The 15567-nt window shown below is 40.1% G+C and carries 19 protein-coding genes and 1 pseudogene; 17 read left to right on the forward strand and 3 right to left on the reverse strand.

The window, feature by feature from the left end:
• The first annotated feature begins 76 nt into the window (after positions 1-76).
• From ACESZH_RS13380 to ACESZH_RS13430, 11 genes and pseudogenes are all read left to right on the forward strand, one after another.
• Positions 77-1213 (forward strand): annotated as a pseudogene (locus ACESZH_RS13380) (MFS transporter).
• Between the two features lie 29 nt (positions 1214-1242).
• Positions 1243-1749, forward strand: coding sequence for a flavin reductase (locus ACESZH_RS13385; protein ID WP_373216976.1), 507 nt, complete (start codon positions 1243-1245; stop codon positions 1747-1749).
• A gap of 128 nt (positions 1750-1877) precedes the next feature.
• Positions 1878-2438: an amidohydrolase family protein gene (locus tag ACESZH_RS13390; RefSeq protein ID WP_373216977.1), complete on the forward strand. Its 561-nt coding sequence runs from the start codon at positions 1878-1880 to the stop codon at positions 2436-2438.
• A 364-nt stretch (positions 2439-2802) separates the two neighbouring features.
• Positions 2803-3192 (forward strand): winged helix-turn-helix domain-containing protein, encoded by a 390-nt coding sequence (locus tag ACESZH_RS13395; protein WP_373216978.1) that lies wholly within the window; start codon positions 2803-2805, stop codon positions 3190-3192.
• Positions 3189-3371, forward strand: a complete 183-nt coding sequence (locus ACESZH_RS13400) for a helix-turn-helix domain-containing protein (protein ID WP_373216981.1) — start codon at positions 3189-3191, stop codon at positions 3369-3371. The genes ACESZH_RS13395 and ACESZH_RS13400 overlap by 4 nt, the downstream gene beginning before the upstream one ends.
• A gap of 172 nt (positions 3372-3543) precedes the next feature.
• On the forward strand, positions 3544-4113 hold the full coding sequence (locus ACESZH_RS13405; protein ID WP_373216982.1) for a TetR/AcrR family transcriptional regulator: 570 nt from the start codon (positions 3544-3546) through the stop codon (positions 4111-4113).
• Between the two features lie 64 nt (positions 4114-4177).
• Positions 4178-5248: a cation diffusion facilitator family transporter gene (locus ACESZH_RS13410; protein ID WP_373216983.1), complete on the forward strand. Its 1071-nt coding sequence runs from the start codon at positions 4178-4180 to the stop codon at positions 5246-5248.
• Positions 5249-5344: 96 nt separating this feature from the next.
• Entirely contained in the window at positions 5345-6715 is a 1371-nt protein-coding gene (locus ACESZH_RS13415; RefSeq protein ID WP_373216985.1) for an MATE family efflux transporter, read from the forward strand.
• A 1-nt stretch (position 6716) separates the two neighbouring features.
• Positions 6717-7115 (forward strand): metal-dependent transcriptional regulator, encoded by a 399-nt coding sequence (locus tag ACESZH_RS13420; protein WP_373217168.1) that lies wholly within the window; start codon positions 6717-6719, stop codon positions 7113-7115.
• 337 nt (positions 7116-7452) lie between these two features.
• Positions 7453-7899, forward strand: coding sequence for a winged helix-turn-helix domain-containing protein (locus ACESZH_RS13425; protein ID WP_373219914.1), 447 nt, complete (start codon positions 7453-7455; stop codon positions 7897-7899).
• A gap of 77 nt (positions 7900-7976) precedes the next feature.
• Complete coding sequence (locus tag ACESZH_RS13430; protein ID WP_373216988.1) at positions 7977-8411, forward strand: hypothetical protein; 435 nt, start codon at positions 7977-7979, stop codon at positions 8409-8411.
• A 29-nt stretch (positions 8412-8440) separates the two neighbouring features.
• On the opposite strand, the gene ACESZH_RS13435 is transcribed toward ACESZH_RS13430, so the two are convergent.
• Positions 8441-8713, reverse strand: coding sequence for a helix-turn-helix transcriptional regulator (locus ACESZH_RS13435; protein WP_373217169.1), 273 nt, complete (start codon positions 8711-8713; stop codon positions 8441-8443).
• 148 nt (positions 8714-8861) lie between these two features.
• Between ACESZH_RS13435 and ACESZH_RS13440 the strand changes: the two genes are divergently transcribed.
• The 3 genes from ACESZH_RS13440 to ACESZH_RS13450 all read left to right on the forward strand — a co-directional run bounded on the left by ACESZH_RS13440 (position 8862) and on the right by ACESZH_RS13450 (position 10952).
• On the forward strand, positions 8862-9491 hold the full coding sequence (locus tag ACESZH_RS13440) for a DUF4316 domain-containing protein (protein WP_373216990.1): 630 nt from the start codon (positions 8862-8864) through the stop codon (positions 9489-9491).
• Between the two features lie 108 nt (positions 9492-9599).
• Positions 9600-10040, forward strand: coding sequence for a hypothetical protein (locus tag ACESZH_RS13445; protein ID WP_373217170.1), 441 nt, complete (start codon positions 9600-9602; stop codon positions 10038-10040).
• A gap of 120 nt (positions 10041-10160) precedes the next feature.
• Positions 10161-10952 carry a PD-(D/E)XK nuclease family transposase gene (locus ACESZH_RS13450; protein ID WP_373216992.1) on the forward strand — a complete coding sequence of 264 codons (792 nt, stop codon included), beginning with the start codon at positions 10161-10163 and terminating at the stop codon, positions 10950-10952.
• A gap of 57 nt (positions 10953-11009) precedes the next feature.
• On the opposite strand, the gene ACESZH_RS13455 is transcribed toward ACESZH_RS13450, so the two are convergent.
• Both ACESZH_RS13455 and mobC read right to left on the reverse strand, forming a co-directional pair.
• Complete coding sequence (locus ACESZH_RS13455) at positions 11010-12686, reverse strand: relaxase/mobilization nuclease domain-containing protein (protein ID WP_373216995.1); 1677 nt, start codon at positions 12684-12686, stop codon at positions 11010-11012.
• Entirely contained in the window at positions 12649-13050 is a 402-nt protein-coding gene (gene mobC / locus ACESZH_RS13460; protein ID WP_373216997.1) for a plasmid mobilization relaxosome protein MobC, read from the reverse strand. Before mobC ends, ACESZH_RS13455 begins: the two co-directional genes overlap by 38 nt.
• 361 nt (positions 13051-13411) lie before the next feature.
• Here mobC and ACESZH_RS13465 point away from each other — a divergent pair, with 361 nt between their 5' ends.
• The 3 genes from ACESZH_RS13465 (at position 13412) to ACESZH_RS13475 (ending at position 15561) form a co-directional block, all read left to right on the forward strand.
• A complete protein-coding gene (locus tag ACESZH_RS13465; RefSeq protein WP_373219916.1) occupies positions 13412-14065 on the forward strand; it encodes a DNA-directed RNA polymerase subunit alpha C-terminal domain-containing protein in 654 nt (217 codons plus the stop codon).
• Positions 14066-14175: 110 nt separating this feature from the next.
• Positions 14176-14349, forward strand: a complete 174-nt coding sequence (locus ACESZH_RS13470) for a hypothetical protein (protein WP_373217001.1) — start codon at positions 14176-14178, stop codon at positions 14347-14349.
• 90 nt (positions 14350-14439) lie between these two features.
• Positions 14440-15561 (forward strand): recombinase family protein, encoded by a 1122-nt coding sequence (locus tag ACESZH_RS13475; RefSeq protein ID WP_373217002.1) that lies wholly within the window; start codon positions 14440-14442, stop codon positions 15559-15561.
• Positions 15562-15567 lie beyond the last annotated feature (6 nt).

Raw genomic sequence — 15567 nt, forward strand, 5'->3', positions numbered from 1 at the left:
TTAGTTCCATAATTCTAAAACTACAATATTTTGGAGGCGACTTATGAAGAAAACTTTTATTCTTCTGTTCTTGATCATGTTTTTAATCGGGACAGACACCTTTTTGGTATCACCGCTTTTACCGACTTTATCTGAAACTTATCAGATTCCCACCAGTATCTCAGGATGGATGGTAAGTGCCTATGCACTAGGTTATGCCTTGTTTGCCCTTATTTCCGGTCCGATATCGGACAGACTTGACTGAAAAAGAGTTATGATCTACGGATTAATCGCATTTTCAGTGTCTACTTTTTTATGTGGCCTTGCACCAACATTTTCTGCTATGCTGCTCTGCCGCTTTCTGGCAGGCGTTAGTGCTTCTTTTGTTACACCTCAGGTATGGGCGTCCATTCCTGTCCTGGTTCCACCAAAAGATGTTGTCAAGGCAATGGGGTACGCAAGTGCGGGATTGTCAATTTCCCAATTAGTAGGTATTCCTATCGGAAGTTATCTGGCCACTCTAACCTGGCACACTCCATTTTTTGTAATAGCAATTTTTGCATTAGTACTATTATTATTGATAGCAGCTATGTTCCCAAGCATAAAAACAATGGAAGATAACACACATGGCCATATTTCATTAATAAAAACTTATTCTGGATTACTGAGGACGCCGGATATAATTAAATACTTATTTGCCTATTTTATTTTTCAAATCGGTACGTTTACATCTTTCACCTTTATTGGAACTTGGTTTACAAAAGATTTTGAATTGATGCTTAGTGGTGTTGGAACCGCTATGATAGCAATAGGGTTAGGGAATACTATTGGCTCCCTTTATGGAAATCGTATTGTCAAAATTTTGGGGGACTCCAAAACCTTGTTGATTTCTATTCCTTGCTTAGCAGCTTTATATATAGTTCTGCCATTTGCCCCAAACCTAATATTCGCAGAAATTATATTGTTTTTTATTTTTTTGATAAATGGATGTACTTTTCCTATTCTCATGGCATTACTACAAAACTTTACAACGACTGCCCGTGGAACCGCATCCTCTCTTTTTAATGCAGCCATGTATGCAGGGACTACGTTAGGAGGAATCATAGGTGGTGCTTTGTTTAGTAGTGCTGCTGGTTTCAAAGGAGTAGCGATCTTTACAGCATTCATTTATCTTATATCAATACTATTCTTTTCAATCAGTGGTATTTTTAAGCCGGTTATGACTAAAAAATAATGATTATTTATGCAAAGGAGATTAATGCTATGAACTTTAAAGAAATTAATGTGAAAGATTTGCAATTTAACCCTTTTAGCACAATTGGATCAGATTGGCTGCTCATTACGGCAGGCGATGAAAAGAAATTTAATACTATGACTGCCAGTTGGGGCGGAGTAGGTGTGTATTGGAACAAAAACACTGTGACTACCTACGTCCGACCTCAGCGTTATACAAGGGAATTTATTGACGCTAATGAGTTATTCACGCTTTCCTTTTTCAAACCTGAATATAAAAAAGCTCTTAACATATGTGGGACTCTTTCTGGACGGGATTGCGATAAAGTTTCAAAGGCTGGATTAACACCCTATTTTATTGATGGAACGACAGCATTCCAAGAGGCCAAAATGATTTTTGTTTGTAAAAAACTGTATCGAGACACGATGCCTCCTGTAAATTTTCTTGAAAAAGAAAATGATGCAAAATGGTATCCGGATAAGGACTACCATATAATGTACATTTCAGAAATTGTAAAAATACTTGTTAGTGAATAAGTTATTCGTATGAGTTTCAAAAATATTTTATACCATGAAGGTGCCCTAGAGCCACTTTTACAATAGGCACTCTGGGACATCCTCTAACACCATAAAGCAGAATCTAATTTGGCGAGGAGGATTTAAAAATGATTATTGATAGTCACGAACATGTTATGTTGCCAGTTGAGACGCAAATCGAAAAATTAAATCAAGCAGGAGTAGATAAAGCAATATTATTTCCGTCAGCACCGCATCCAGAGAGAACAATAGGTTTAGATGGATTGAAAGCAGAAATGGCAGCGTTATATAAAGTATTGGCAGGTGAAAATAGTAAAGAAGCAAACAAACAACGGTTAATCAATAATCTTATAGAACAAAAAGATCATATTAAAAAATATCCTGATCGGTTTTTAGGGTTTGGAGCTGTACCATTGGGCTTATCAAAGGAAGAAACAAAAGAGTGGATTTTTCAATATGTAATTCAAAGCGATTTTAAAGGGGTAGGAGAATTTACACCAGGATCAGATGAGCAAATCCGGCAACTTCAAGTCATTTTTGAAGCAGTCAGTGATTATGAAAATTTTCCGTTATGGATACATACGTTTAACCCTGTTACGATGTCCGGTATAAAACTTCTGATGGAACTATGTGAACAGTTTCCAAATGTTCCTGTTATTTTTGGTCATATCGGATGCACCTTATGGTGAACCATTCTTATATCGTCAATTAATTGAATTTGTGAGTCCGACCAGAGAAATTGCTAATATGGTGCTTGGCGATAATATAAGCAGACTTTTGAAGTTGTAACGTTTGTATTTTGTATGCTTACTAGGGTGAATGGAATATTGGTTGAAAATTTTTTATCGGGACGGTAGCTTGAATACGATGGCAGAGAGTGTTATTCTTTATTTCATTATCAACACCCTATGCATAAACCGCAGAGGCAGATATGCAAAGTGGATACCACGTGTAATATATTTTTTGCTAAGGTTCACTTATACTTATTCAGACGGCAGACAGAAGACTTTAATTATTGAATATTAAATGAGTCAGGTGGTGATATTGGTTGGAATGATAGAAATAGTAATGAGGAAGATTACACCCTCCGGGAGTGTTTCAGAAACTGTCCTGGTTTCACTGCCGGGTGCGGAATCCCAGGAAACTACCCATAGTTCCGACATCCTCACCTTCCCCAATCTGGAAATCCGCATCAACGAACAGACCGTCTACCACAATGGCATTCCCATTCCCCTAACGCACCATGAGTTCTTCACACTGCTCCATTTAGCACAGCACCCATCCTGGGTTCTCTCTCAATCTATGATCTACGAGGCGGTCTGGAAAGCTCCGTCAGAGCATTGCGGGGCGGCGGTGACGAATGTAATAAGCCAGATCAGGCGGAAGATTGGAGATGGGTATATAGAGACTGTAGTGGGGAGTGGGTATAGGTTTGTGGGATGAGAAAAAAGTATCCCGGTTGGGTGCTTTCTCCTGAACAGATTTATGATGCCGTTGGGAAGGAGAATGTGGCCGGATGTGAGCGTGTGGTCTATAACGTGATTTGCCAGCTTAGAAGGAAATTGAAGAACCCGGATATGATCCAGACGGTTATCAGGAGAGGATATAAATTTGTGGAATAACAGGTTAGACAATAAGAGTGGGAGTAAGTATCGGTTTGTGAAATAAAATGAAATGCGGAGGCGGTTGAACCACAAGGAATGACTGGCCTCCGTTTTTATACCTCGCAATAGGACTTGACAAAACAAAAATGACACGGTATAATTGAACACAAGTTCAAAATTGGAGAGAAAAATGGCACAGGTATTGAAGGAAGAAATAAGGGAAAAGATTTTAAAGGCTGCTTTAGAAGAGTTTTATGATAAGGGTTATAAATCGGCTGCTATGCGAAATATTGCGGAGAAAGCGAAGATTCCTACTGGTCTTATTTATTCGTATTACAAGAATAAGGAAACTCTTTTTGATGCTGTTCTTCGTCCGGTTTTGTATGATTGGGAGAGGGTATTGACCGCTGGTGGAGAAAATAAGAGCAAGCATATGGATACGGAAATCTACGGATTGAGCAAAGCGGAGATTGAGTGCTTGCTGAATCTTTTTGATCATCGACAGGAATTTATTATCCTGATTGACAAAAGCAATGGTACAGTGTATGAGAATGAAAAGGAGCGCTTTGTTCAAGATATAGAAGATCATTTAGTAAAACATCGAAATGATAAAACTGCGGACACAGTTTTTATCCATATTATTGCAAATAATTTTGTAGATGGTCTGATGCAGATTATGTATCATTACCAGGGAAAGGAATGGGCAGTTATGATATTACAAAAGTTGTCAAAAATGTATTTGTCGGGAATCGGTCTTTAGACCGGTTCCCATTTTTTATTGAACAAAATTGAACTTTTGTTCAAAATTAAAGGAGGAAAGACGAATGATGTCACTATTTATACGAATATTTATCAAGAATAAGGATGATGTTTCAAATCCAAGTGTAAAGAAAGCCTATGCCACTTTATCAAGCGTTGTCGGCATCCTGTTAAATCTATTTTTATGTACAGCGAAAATTACGATTGGTCTTTTAAGCCATTCAGTTGCTATTTCAGCAGATGGATTTAATAACCTGTCAGACGCAGGTACCAATCTGGTGTCACTTCTTGGTTTTAAGATTGCAAGATACGGCGGGGGAAGTACACATCCTTTCGGGCATGGACGTGCTGCCGCAGTGATTGTGCTGGTACTGTCTATTCTGGTTAAGGTTTACATGTACTACTACAATAAGCAGTTTGGAAAGATTACCGACTCAGAAACTTTGAAAGCAACTGCCGCGGATTGTATCAGCGACTCGATTGCTACTACTGCAGTTTTGGTTTCTACTATTGTTTCTCATTTCACTCATTTTGAGATTGATGGTTATTGTGGTGTATTGGTGTCTGTATTCATTACTTTTGCAGGTGTGAAAAGTTTGTGGGGAGTATTAGGGCGCATCATGGGAAAAGCTGCAGATGCGGATATAAAGGATGACATTTTGCAGATGGTTAAATTACATCCAGAAATCGTTGCCGTTCATAATCTGATGCTGCACGATTATGGATTTGGATACTTTGTGGTTTCTATGCGTGTTGCGGGATGCAAAAAAGACAGCGAACAGCTTTACATCTCAGTAAATCAGATCGCTTATGAACTATATCAAAAATTTCATTGTGATTGTTTCATACAGATTGATTATCTTCTGGAGGACGAAGCATTAACGAATGATCTTACAGAACAAATATATTCTGTGATGAAAAAGTATAGTGAAGAAATTAAAATTGATAATTTTCGACTAATTGAAACTGGCCCTTTTATCAATGTGGTTTTCGATATGGTTTATCCTGCCGAACTGCAAAAAAGAGAGGAAGAAATCTGCAAAGACATTGTGGATAGGCTTGAGGCTGAAAGTCCAAGATTCCATACCATAATCAAAGGTATTATACGGCGTGAGCCTTTCAGCCTGCACCGATAATAAAGCATATTCGCAGAGCGGATATGCGCTGCTTCTTGATTTGTAAAAACAAATCAAGAAGATACACATTATTTTAACTTTAAGGAGGACATTCAAATGGCAGAAAAGTCAAATCGTATCTATTTATTGGAAGAAGCAGGAGTTACTTCCGCACTGCTTAAATTAGGGATACCGACGATGGTTGGTATGCTGATTTCTGCACTGTACAACGCTATTGATGCGTATTTCGTGGGTGGTCTGGGCATGAGCCAAATGGGAGCTGTATCTGTTGTGTTTCCAATCGTGCAAATCATCATAGGTCTGGGCATGATGTTTGGGGCAGGAGCTTCTTCATACATATCAAGACTGCTCGGAAAGGGCGATAACGAAGAGGCAAATAAAACAGCCTCTACATCACTTTTTTCGGGACTTCTTGTGGGTGCAATTATCATCATTGGCATTATGATTTTCCTTGATCCGGTACTTACGACATTAGGTTCAACCGAAACGATTTTGCCTTATGCAAGAGCCTATGCAAAAATCTATGTAACTGGTTCGATTATCAATGTTTTTACCGTTATGATGAATAACCTGCTTACTGCCCAGGGAGCTACAAAATTTACAATGATTGCTATGCTTACGGGAAGTATTGCGAATGTGATTTTAGATCCTATTATGATTTATGAAATGGATTTGGGCATTGAGGGAGCAGCTATCGCAACGGTTATCTCGTTGTGCATCAATATGGCACTTTATATCGGATACATCGTAAAGAAAAAAGGTGTTTTGAGATTCTCAGTTAAAAATATAGCACCTTCAAAGACCATCTATGCAGAAGTTTTGAAAATAGGCATTCCCGTACTTCTGTTCCAGCTTCTTGCAAGTGCATCTATGGGAAGTATCAATACCGCATCCAAACCGTATGGCGATTATGCAGTAGCAGCTATGGGAGCTGTTACCCGTATTATGACGGTTGTAACCTATGTTGTTTTTGGATTTCTGAAAGGATTCCAACCGTTTGCGGGATATAACTATGGTGCAAAGAAATTTGACAGATTGCAAAAGTCTATTAAGCTCTGTCTGGCCTGGTCAACGGTATTTGGAGTAATTGCAGCCATTATACTTGTTGTATTTGCAAACCCGATTGTTTCACTTTTTGGAACAGATGCAGAAATGATTGATCTAGCAGGAAAGGCACTCAGGCTAAATGCAATATTGTTTATTACTTTTGGCTTTCAAATGGTGTATGCGACACTGTATCTTGCTATTGGTAAAAGTTTAGTGGGAAGTGTACTCAGCTTGAGCAGACAGGGTATCTTCTTTTTCCCTCTGGTTTTTATATTGCCCCGCCTGTTTGGCTTAACCGGTGTGATATGGGTACAGCCTATGGCAGACTTTTTCACAACAATCATCACAGCGATTTTTGCAATAAAGATAAACCGTATTTTAGCAAATGGAATTTCTATATCCCAGCAGGAGGTGGTCTGAGCTGAAATTAGGAAAATCTTCAGAAGATTATCTGAAAGCTATTCTCATCATTCAAAAAGAGAAAGGTGAGGTACGATCTGTTGATCTTGCACGTTACATGGGATTCTCTAAGCCAAGCATCAGTCATGCTGTAAAAGTTTTGCGGGAAGGCGGTTTCCTTTCAATAGATGGGGATGGATTTCTCCATTTGACTGTTCAAGGAAAAGAGGTGGCAGAAAATATCTATGAGAAGCATCAGTTTTTTACAATGCATTTGATAGAGGTTGGGGTTAATCCGGTGCAGGCTGAAGCAGATGCTTGTATGATGGAACATTGCATCAGCGAGGAAAGTTTTCAGAAAATAAGAGAAGTGATAAATAAAGGCAGAACTGCAAAATGTGTTAAATTTCATGAGGATTGAAGCAATCACATCTATCCTCCAGGAAATAGAGGCTTTCCATGGAGGATAGATTACAGCACAAAATACATAATAGTCGCATTTTGTCGAAAAGTTTTTAAAATTATATACCATTCATAACTCATCCATAACTCGTTCATAACCCGGTGTTTTATAATGGCAGATAACGAGAAAAACCAGCAGCAACAAGGAATTCTTGTCCTACTGGTTTCACTCCTAATTTATGGTATTCAATACAAATTTTTAATTCAGTGGATTACACATTTGGAATTTTACGATGAGGTATTTTGAATACATTGGTAAAAGATAAAGCAGGGGCGTTTTGACTCCGCCAGGTTTTATGAAGCAGCAGGAAGGAAAAGCAAAAGTGGATGTACTATTTATTATGATGGAAAAAGTCCAGGAGGGCTTTTGTGATGAACTAATGAAACTGGCTGTTCAGTACGGTTATAGCATTAACAGGGCCACATATAGGACGAAAGATATGTCTTATGGTGAGTTAAGGATTATTCCGTCAAAGCGTCAGGTATTTTTGAATACGCAGGAGGTTTCCATGACAAGCAAGGAATTTGATATTCTGGAATTTCTTGCTAGAAATAAAGGACAGGTGTTTAGTAAAGAGCAGATTTATGATAGGATATGGGGAGAGTATTACGTGGCGGATGACCGGAATATTACTGCTTATATCAATAAAATCCGTAAAAAAATTGAAACAGATCAGTCAAACCCGATTTACATTCAAACGGTCTGGGGTGTAGGTTACAAATTTAATGAGAAGATAGGATGAGCAGGGATGTATGAAATATGCAGTCTCTGCTTATTTTATAAACAGAACTGCCATTTAGGACAAAGGAGGATTTTGAAATGGAAAACGAGGTTATGGAAAAACTGGTTCTTTTTCTGCAGAATTTGAGGTGTGAGGATGTAAACAGGGAAACTCTGGTACACCTTGCTGGCTGTAAACGGGAAAAAGAAGGATTGAGGAATCTTTGTACTGGGTACGAGGAGTTGAAAGAGCGGATGTCTGTCTCTGATAAGGATTTTCTGGAAAAGTACATGGAGCAGGCAGAAAGAGTAGCCTTTGAGGAACAGCAGGAAGCGTATCTGCAAGGAATGCTTGACGCTTTCCAGGTGCTGCAGGGCCTTGGGGTGATTCGGACAAGTGAAAAAATTGAAAATCTAATCCGGCATATAGAAAATGACTCATTCAATTCACAGAATGGGTCATTTCTTTTACCACATCTTATTGACGGTGTTCCTGGGAGAATGCCGCCAATTCTATATTATCCTACATTTTAATCACAAATCTTTTATATCCATTCGTTATCCTACTCTGTATTGTCGTTTCTTAAAAGAGCTTCGGCAGTAGCAAGCAATACCGATGACTGGTGCTTGTTACATTGGCTTAGCAGATGGATCAGAGACTGATAAACAGGAAGGCTGCGGTTTTTATTGGGGTATATGTAATCATCGGCGGAGATATTGAGTGCTCTCATAATACGACAGAACATCGGAACGCTTGGCATTCCACAGCCATTTTCCAGATTTTTGTAATACTGTGTATTACATCCGACCAGCTCTGCTGTCTGCTCCTGCGTCAGTTTTCATTCAATTCTGGTTTTTTTAATCAGTTCGCCAAGTTTTGGATCAACTTCACCCATACAGTTCACCTCCTATGCTTTCCTGTAAGTAGTGTAAAGGTTTAGAGATAAGCCACCCAGAAAATTCAAAGGGCATTATGCAATCAGTGTGAGTGATGTGCTGGTCTATAATAAGGAAGGAGTCATTACTTCCTATTATGTAGATAAAGACCGGCTCATTGTTCTTGCCGGCTTCATCCGTCTTAATTCTTCCAGTGCGCTGATTTCCATGGAGACAGATGATTTTAAAGTTGAGGGAACAAAGGGAAACTGGATTGCTGCGGATGAAATCATCGTTGACGGAAGGCAGTTTTTCCTTTTGCAGAATGATGTGTATAAGGATGATGTTCCCTATGTAGTTGTATCGGAGGACGGTAAGGTAGTTACGGATGAAAGCAAAGGGTTTGATGAAAACACCATCCAGAAGCTTAGGAATTTCCTGTATCCGCAGGAAAAGCCCCTGCCGGTGCCGGAGAAACCACAGATGGAGCAATGGCAGAAATATTATGAAAACGGGGAATATCTCCGGAGTGCGGAAATGACAGAAGAACAAAACTATAACATGATTGACGGCAGGATGAATAATATTTCCAGTGTAAAGCAATCAAAGCAGACAGGAAAGGGCAGGACTTCCGTTTTGGAGAAGCTGCACCGCAAACAGAAAGAGATTGCAATCCGAAGTGGGAAACGGCAGCCGGAGCAGGTTATGGGAGCAGATATAGAGCGGAACCGGAAATAGTATAGGAGAGATACCAGGCCAATGCCAGCATTGGTATCTTTCTTTTTGTGTATCTTTTCGAATCATTATGGCTTATAATAGCCGTATAAGAAATGGAGGATGAAAGAAGTGAAAGATGGGGAACTGATTGGGAAAGTACATAATTCTATCTACCAGCAGTGCCAGAAAAGAGGATATGCCGCGCCCGTGGATGTTTTGATGGATGTTGGAGTCCTGCAAAGACAGAAATATGAAGAGTGGAGATTTGGGAAAATTCCCTATCTGGAGGCTGTCTGTAACTGTAATCTTCGTCAGCTGTCTTTTCTTATAAAGCAGATACGCTCTTATGCTAGTAAAAACGGATTGAAGCCGTCATTCTGCTATTATAAGAGATGGGGTGTAAAAAAGAAAAACGGGCAGGGGCATAAGCCGGTCTATCCGCTGCGGTTTAGCAAAAGTGGAAAAGCAGATATTGAAAAAGCCTATGCTACACACTACATTGATTCTGTCCAGATAATAGCTTTAAAGGAAGGGCAGAAACAGGATTATAAACAAATAGAAGCTTTATGAAAAATTCACAATCAGAAAAATCGTGCTGATTGTAAAGCCACTTTTTCTGTGGTATGATAAGAATAACAGAAATGGTTTTTCTGTTATTCGGGTTTAGATAAGAGAAAGGCCGGTGAGGATATGGCTGAATTGGATTTTGAGAGAAAACATGCAGAGGATTTGCAGAGACTGCGGGGATTCCGGCTTCTGGATGATGATTTTATGAGCAAGGTCTTTGAGGATAAAGCATGTGCGCAGTTTTTACTGCAGATCATTTTGAACAGAAAAGATTTGAATGTCCAGAAGGTACACGCACAGCATGACGTAAAGAATCTGCAGGGACGTTCTATTCGGCTGGACATTATAGCGATTGATGGAAGCGGACGGGTGTATAATATTGAAATCCAAAGAAGTGATAAGGGAGCCAGCATTAAGCGGGCAAGATATAACAGCAGTCTGCTGGATGCAAATGTAACGGAGCCGGGGGATGATTATGAAAATCTCGCAGAGACGTATGTTATTTTTATTACAGAGAATGATGTACTGAAAGCGGGACTGCCTATTTATCACATAGACCGGACAATTAAAGAAACTGGTGTGGTATTTGGGGATGAAGCGCATATCGTATATGTAAATTCCCAAATAAAAGATGAAACGGAACTTGGTAAACTGATGCATGATTTTTCCTGCACGGATGCGAAAGATATGCATTATAAAATTTTAGCTGATCGAGTACGCTATTTTAAGGAAGATGCGAAAGGAGTGGAAGCTATGTGCAAGGCTATGGAAGATATGAGAAAAGAGGCCGCTGCTGAACAGCTGCTTAAAACACTTCGTAATCTAATGAAGAATTTAGGTTGGACGGCAGAGCAGGCAATGACAGCTATGGGGGTTTCTGAATCAGAAAAGGGTATTCTTATTAAAAGAATTTAACAAATCATCAACAAGCCGATCAAAGCTCAAAATTTGAGCGATGGTCGGCTTTTGAAATTAAGAAATGGTATGATCCTGGCTGCGGTAAGTTTCTGGAATGTGAGGCTGTCCGAGGATGCTGTCCACATTGGAGCAGACCGTCCGCAGCTCTTTCTGGTATTCCTTGAAATAATGATAGGTGTCATATTGAGCTGACCTCTGGATGGTTAGCTTTTCTTTTTTCTCTTTTAGCGACTTCATGGATGGAATTTTCCCATCAGCATTTTCCTCTTTTAAAAATTTAACTGCGGCTTCGTAAAGCTCGATTTCCGTTTGATGTTCCTGGCGGAATTTTTTCTTATTTCTGGATTTCAGCATTTGTGCAAAAACCGGTTTGTTGGTAAGATACTGCCCAGTATAATGAATCTGTTGATTGAGGTTTTTTAAACATGTTTCGGTAGCCTTGACTGCTTTCCTGGCTTCTTTGCACTTTTCAGAAATATCATTAAAAGTCATTTGTAAATTTTCACTAGTGTCATAGTGGTGCTCCTGCACATAGGCAATGGTTTTCGCCATTTGCTGTAAGTTAGAGATTTTTACTTTCTGTGCATAGGCATGACTTTGCTGCGCCTTCACATTGTTCTGGAGGTCAACAACCAGCCGTAAATCGGACTTAATAAATAGGATAGCAACCGGATCGGTAGAATAATCATAATCAGGATTGTATTCAAAAAAGCTGTGTTTCTTTTCTTGCGGATTGGCAGGAGGTCCCGGCAAATGTTCTGTTTCTGAAATGTCCGGTGTCTCCTCAAAACGATTCTGGTTTTGTTCAAACAATTCCATGAGGTAATCTTTGTAGTAATGTGTCCCCAGTGCCCGGTCAGTGATATTCCGGTCACGATCAGGGTGGAGATAACTGAAACGTCCCCTGCGGTCTGTAAGCGTGATATGATATTTTTCCCTCAGCCCGTTTTTGAAATCTTCCAGATTTTTTGATTGGGAAGCGATGTCTTTTATGGCATCCCGTAAAAATTGTTTCTGCGTCTGAAAGGTTGTCCGGCGTGGCTTCATGCCATCGGCTATAATCTGTTCGTTGCGCTTATCCAAATTTTCCTGCCCTCTGCGGGCTGCCCAGTATTCTTTTTGGGTGATTTTATTTTTTGATGGGGAGAGTAGATCAACCTGATAAAGATTTTCCCTGTGGCACATATCCATGACCGATTGCTGCAGGTGTTTCAGATAATCATTCGTTAAATGGTGCTTGTAACCGGCACGGCTGTCACAGGGACGCTCCATGAATGGTTGTTGTTCAACATCCAGTTTGCGGAGAGAGTTAATAATAATATGGACGTGGATATTTCCGCTTCCATTGTGACCGTCCATATGCGTACAGACGAGAGCCTGATGACCAGGAAAATTCTTTTTTGCATATTCTATTCCCAGGGCTTGTGCCTGTTCTCCGGTCAGGCCATGATCGTCTTTATCCTTCGGGTCAAAGCTTAAAATATAATGATGGGATTTGATGTCAGCATAGTGCTGGTTTTTGTGATACTGGGCATTTAGCTTTTCGCACTCTTTGTCAAAGAGCATAGGCTCACAGCTAATGCCGTCTATGTAATATTCTTCCCTTAATATCATGCGCCCGTTTTCGTCCAGGATGGGCTTCATGGTAAATTCATCATGCTGGAACAGCATATAGTCAATGATCTGACTGTAATCAGCGTTTTTGCTTGCGATATGTTTCAACACTGCCATGATAATCACCTGCCATTTCTGCAATCTCTTTTCTCATATCAAAAATCTGAGAGATACATTCATGTATTTCATCCTGCATTGCCTTTGAGCGAATGCCGCCCATGTGGAAATACCGTGCAATCTGATTTAGGTTACTTCCGATCTTTCCAAACTCTGCGGTCAGCTTTTGTAGTTCCGGTACATCGGCAACAACTTCATACGTAATATTCACATTTCCCTCAAGCAATAGTTTCCGGATATAAGCGGATGCACTTAGACCGGCTTCCTGCGCCATCTTCGTTACAAGGTCATACTCTACATCTGTGAGACGGAAAGCAATCAGATGGGAACGGGCCAGTTCTTTTTCTTTCTTTGGTCTTGCCATAAATTCTCCTTTTTTCTATGCGCCAGCATATCCGGCATACGCTGTATGACGCTGCGACCACAACTTTTTGTGGAAGCCAAACATCACAATTTTCATTATGCGTCCACCGAGGGAATGGGGAGCCGGAATCCCCATCAAGATATGCCAGGTATGCGAAAATCCATGAAATGGGTTTTTGTATAACATAGGCGAATCTTGCCCTAGAAAAGAATTTCCCTCTCATATATCCCTATCGGGAAAAAAGCAAAAACAAGCCGCACACAAAACTTAATATGACAGCTTGATTTTCAGCCGCCGGCAGAAGGGATAAGTGAATGAAATATGTTTGTGAAGCAGAAAAGCAGATTGGAGGAGAATGATAATGCGGGCAGATTATCCATTGAATTTATTGAGAGATATTCCGGTGGGACAGATTTTATCAGACGATCAAATGAAAGGACTGGAATATACTCTGGAACAGCTGACGGAACGGGAGCAGGTTGTTCTGGAATGCCGCTATGTAAAAGGAATGAGTTATTCCCAAATCGGTATGGGATTTGCATTGACCGGAAGCCGGATACAGCAGATCGTGAGATGGGCGTTACGGAAACTTAGCCGTCCGGCGATAGCGGCTTATATCACGGAAGGGTTTGCGGCGCATGAGGCATCTATTTTAGAGAATGTCCGTATGGCGATGGAAAAGAAAAGGAGCAGGCTGCTTGCAGTGGAAGATAAGATTTTAGAACAGGATATAGAGATTTTGCAGTTACCCATAAGACCATACAACTGTTTAAAGCGGCATGGTATTGATACGGTTCAAGAGCTGCTTCGTCTGATGTTAAGAGAGGATTGGAATATCCAGTGCAGGAACCTTGGAAGAAAAGGAGCGAAGGAGGTGGTGGAAAGTTTATTAAAACTGGGGATCGTAGATGCAGAGTATCCAGGCTGTCGGCGCTTTATAACAGATAAGTGCGAATCGGAAAAACTTTGTTTGACAGAACAGGAATGGGAACGTGTGCTCGACTATTTCAGTTGAAAATTCCCCAATACAAAATTCTGTGACAGCTTGTTTTCCGGCTTCTGGGGGAAGGGGTTAGTGAAAGGAATGTTTTCTTCCTTTCAAATTAAGGGAAGGAAGATTGAAGGATGCCAAAAGAAAATAGGAACGTCCAGCTGGAAAGGATAAGCAGGCAGAACAAGGAGAAGTGTGCAGCATTTATTGTAAAGATGATAGAGAAATACGGAAAAGAAGTCCTGGAAGAAATACAGAAAGAAGAAAAAGAACATGAAACAAACAGCGAAACGCCGACCACAATATAAGTGAGTCGGCTATTTTTTTGTTGAAAGATAGGTAAAAGAGTAATACAATATGAAAAACAGATATACAGTAATGAGATGAGCAACCATTTTATGACACAGCAGGATAAAAAGAAAAAATGTTATTTGTATACGAGAGTATCGACAGTGGCGCAGACAGATGGATTCAGCCTGGAGGCGCAGAGCAAGAGCCTATATGAATATGCAAAATACAGGGAGTTGGAAATTGCTGACGAATATTGTGACGCTGGAAAATCTGGAAAAGATATAAAAGGACGTCCGGCATTTCAGCAGATGATGGAGGACATCATTTGCCAGAAAGACAGCATTTCCTATGTTCTTGTTTTTAAATTATCCAGATTCGGAAGAAATGCCGCAGATATCTTGAAATCGTTGCAGCTGCTTATGGATTACGGTATTGATCTGATAAGTGTTAATGATGCGATTGATAGTTCGACACAAGGAGGCAGGCTTACCCTTGCAATTCTTTCTGCTGTGGCAGAGATAGAACGGGAAAATATTGTAGTCCAGTTTATGGCAGGAAAGATGCAGAAAGTCATGGATGGGAAATGGGCAGGAGGAGCAATACCATATGGCTATCGTAATCAGAATAAAGAGCTTGTGCTGGCAGATGATGAAACAAAAATTGTCCGTCTGATTTATGACTTGTATTTGAAAGAGAATATGTCTGCTACTTCTGTTGTATCCTATCTTAACGATAATGGTTATGTGAGAGGAAGGAATGATTCTGATAAGGACAGGCCATTCACATTTGATTTTGTGACATGTGTGCTTGATAATCCCTTCTATTGTGGCAAACTCCTATATAATCGAAGGACAAATAAAAAGGGGCGGGATGGCAAACTGATTAAAAAGGATTTGGACAAGGTTATCACTGTTCAAGGAGTCCATGAACCAATCGTTACGGAGGATGAATGGAGAGAGGTTCAAAAGAAGCGGGAAAGCCTATCGAAAGTAAATGAAAAGGTTGATGAGCCAGAACGTATCAGTTTACTATCCGGACTTGTAAAGTGTCCGGTGTGTGGAGCCGGGATGATAGCGACAAAGAATAAGCGTGTCAATAAGAACAAAGGGGGCTATTATAAAACAATCCATTATTATGCCTGCAAAATTCCCGGAAAGCAAATGGGCGGACGTGTCCATTCCGTCATACCTATAACCAGGAGAAACTGGATGGCGCAGTGTTTGAGATAATACGGA

Source organism: Ruminococcus sp. 5_1_39BFAA, from assembly GCF_964240875.1.
Classification (GTDB): Bacteria; Bacillota; Clostridia; order Lachnospirales; family Lachnospiraceae; genus Blautia_A.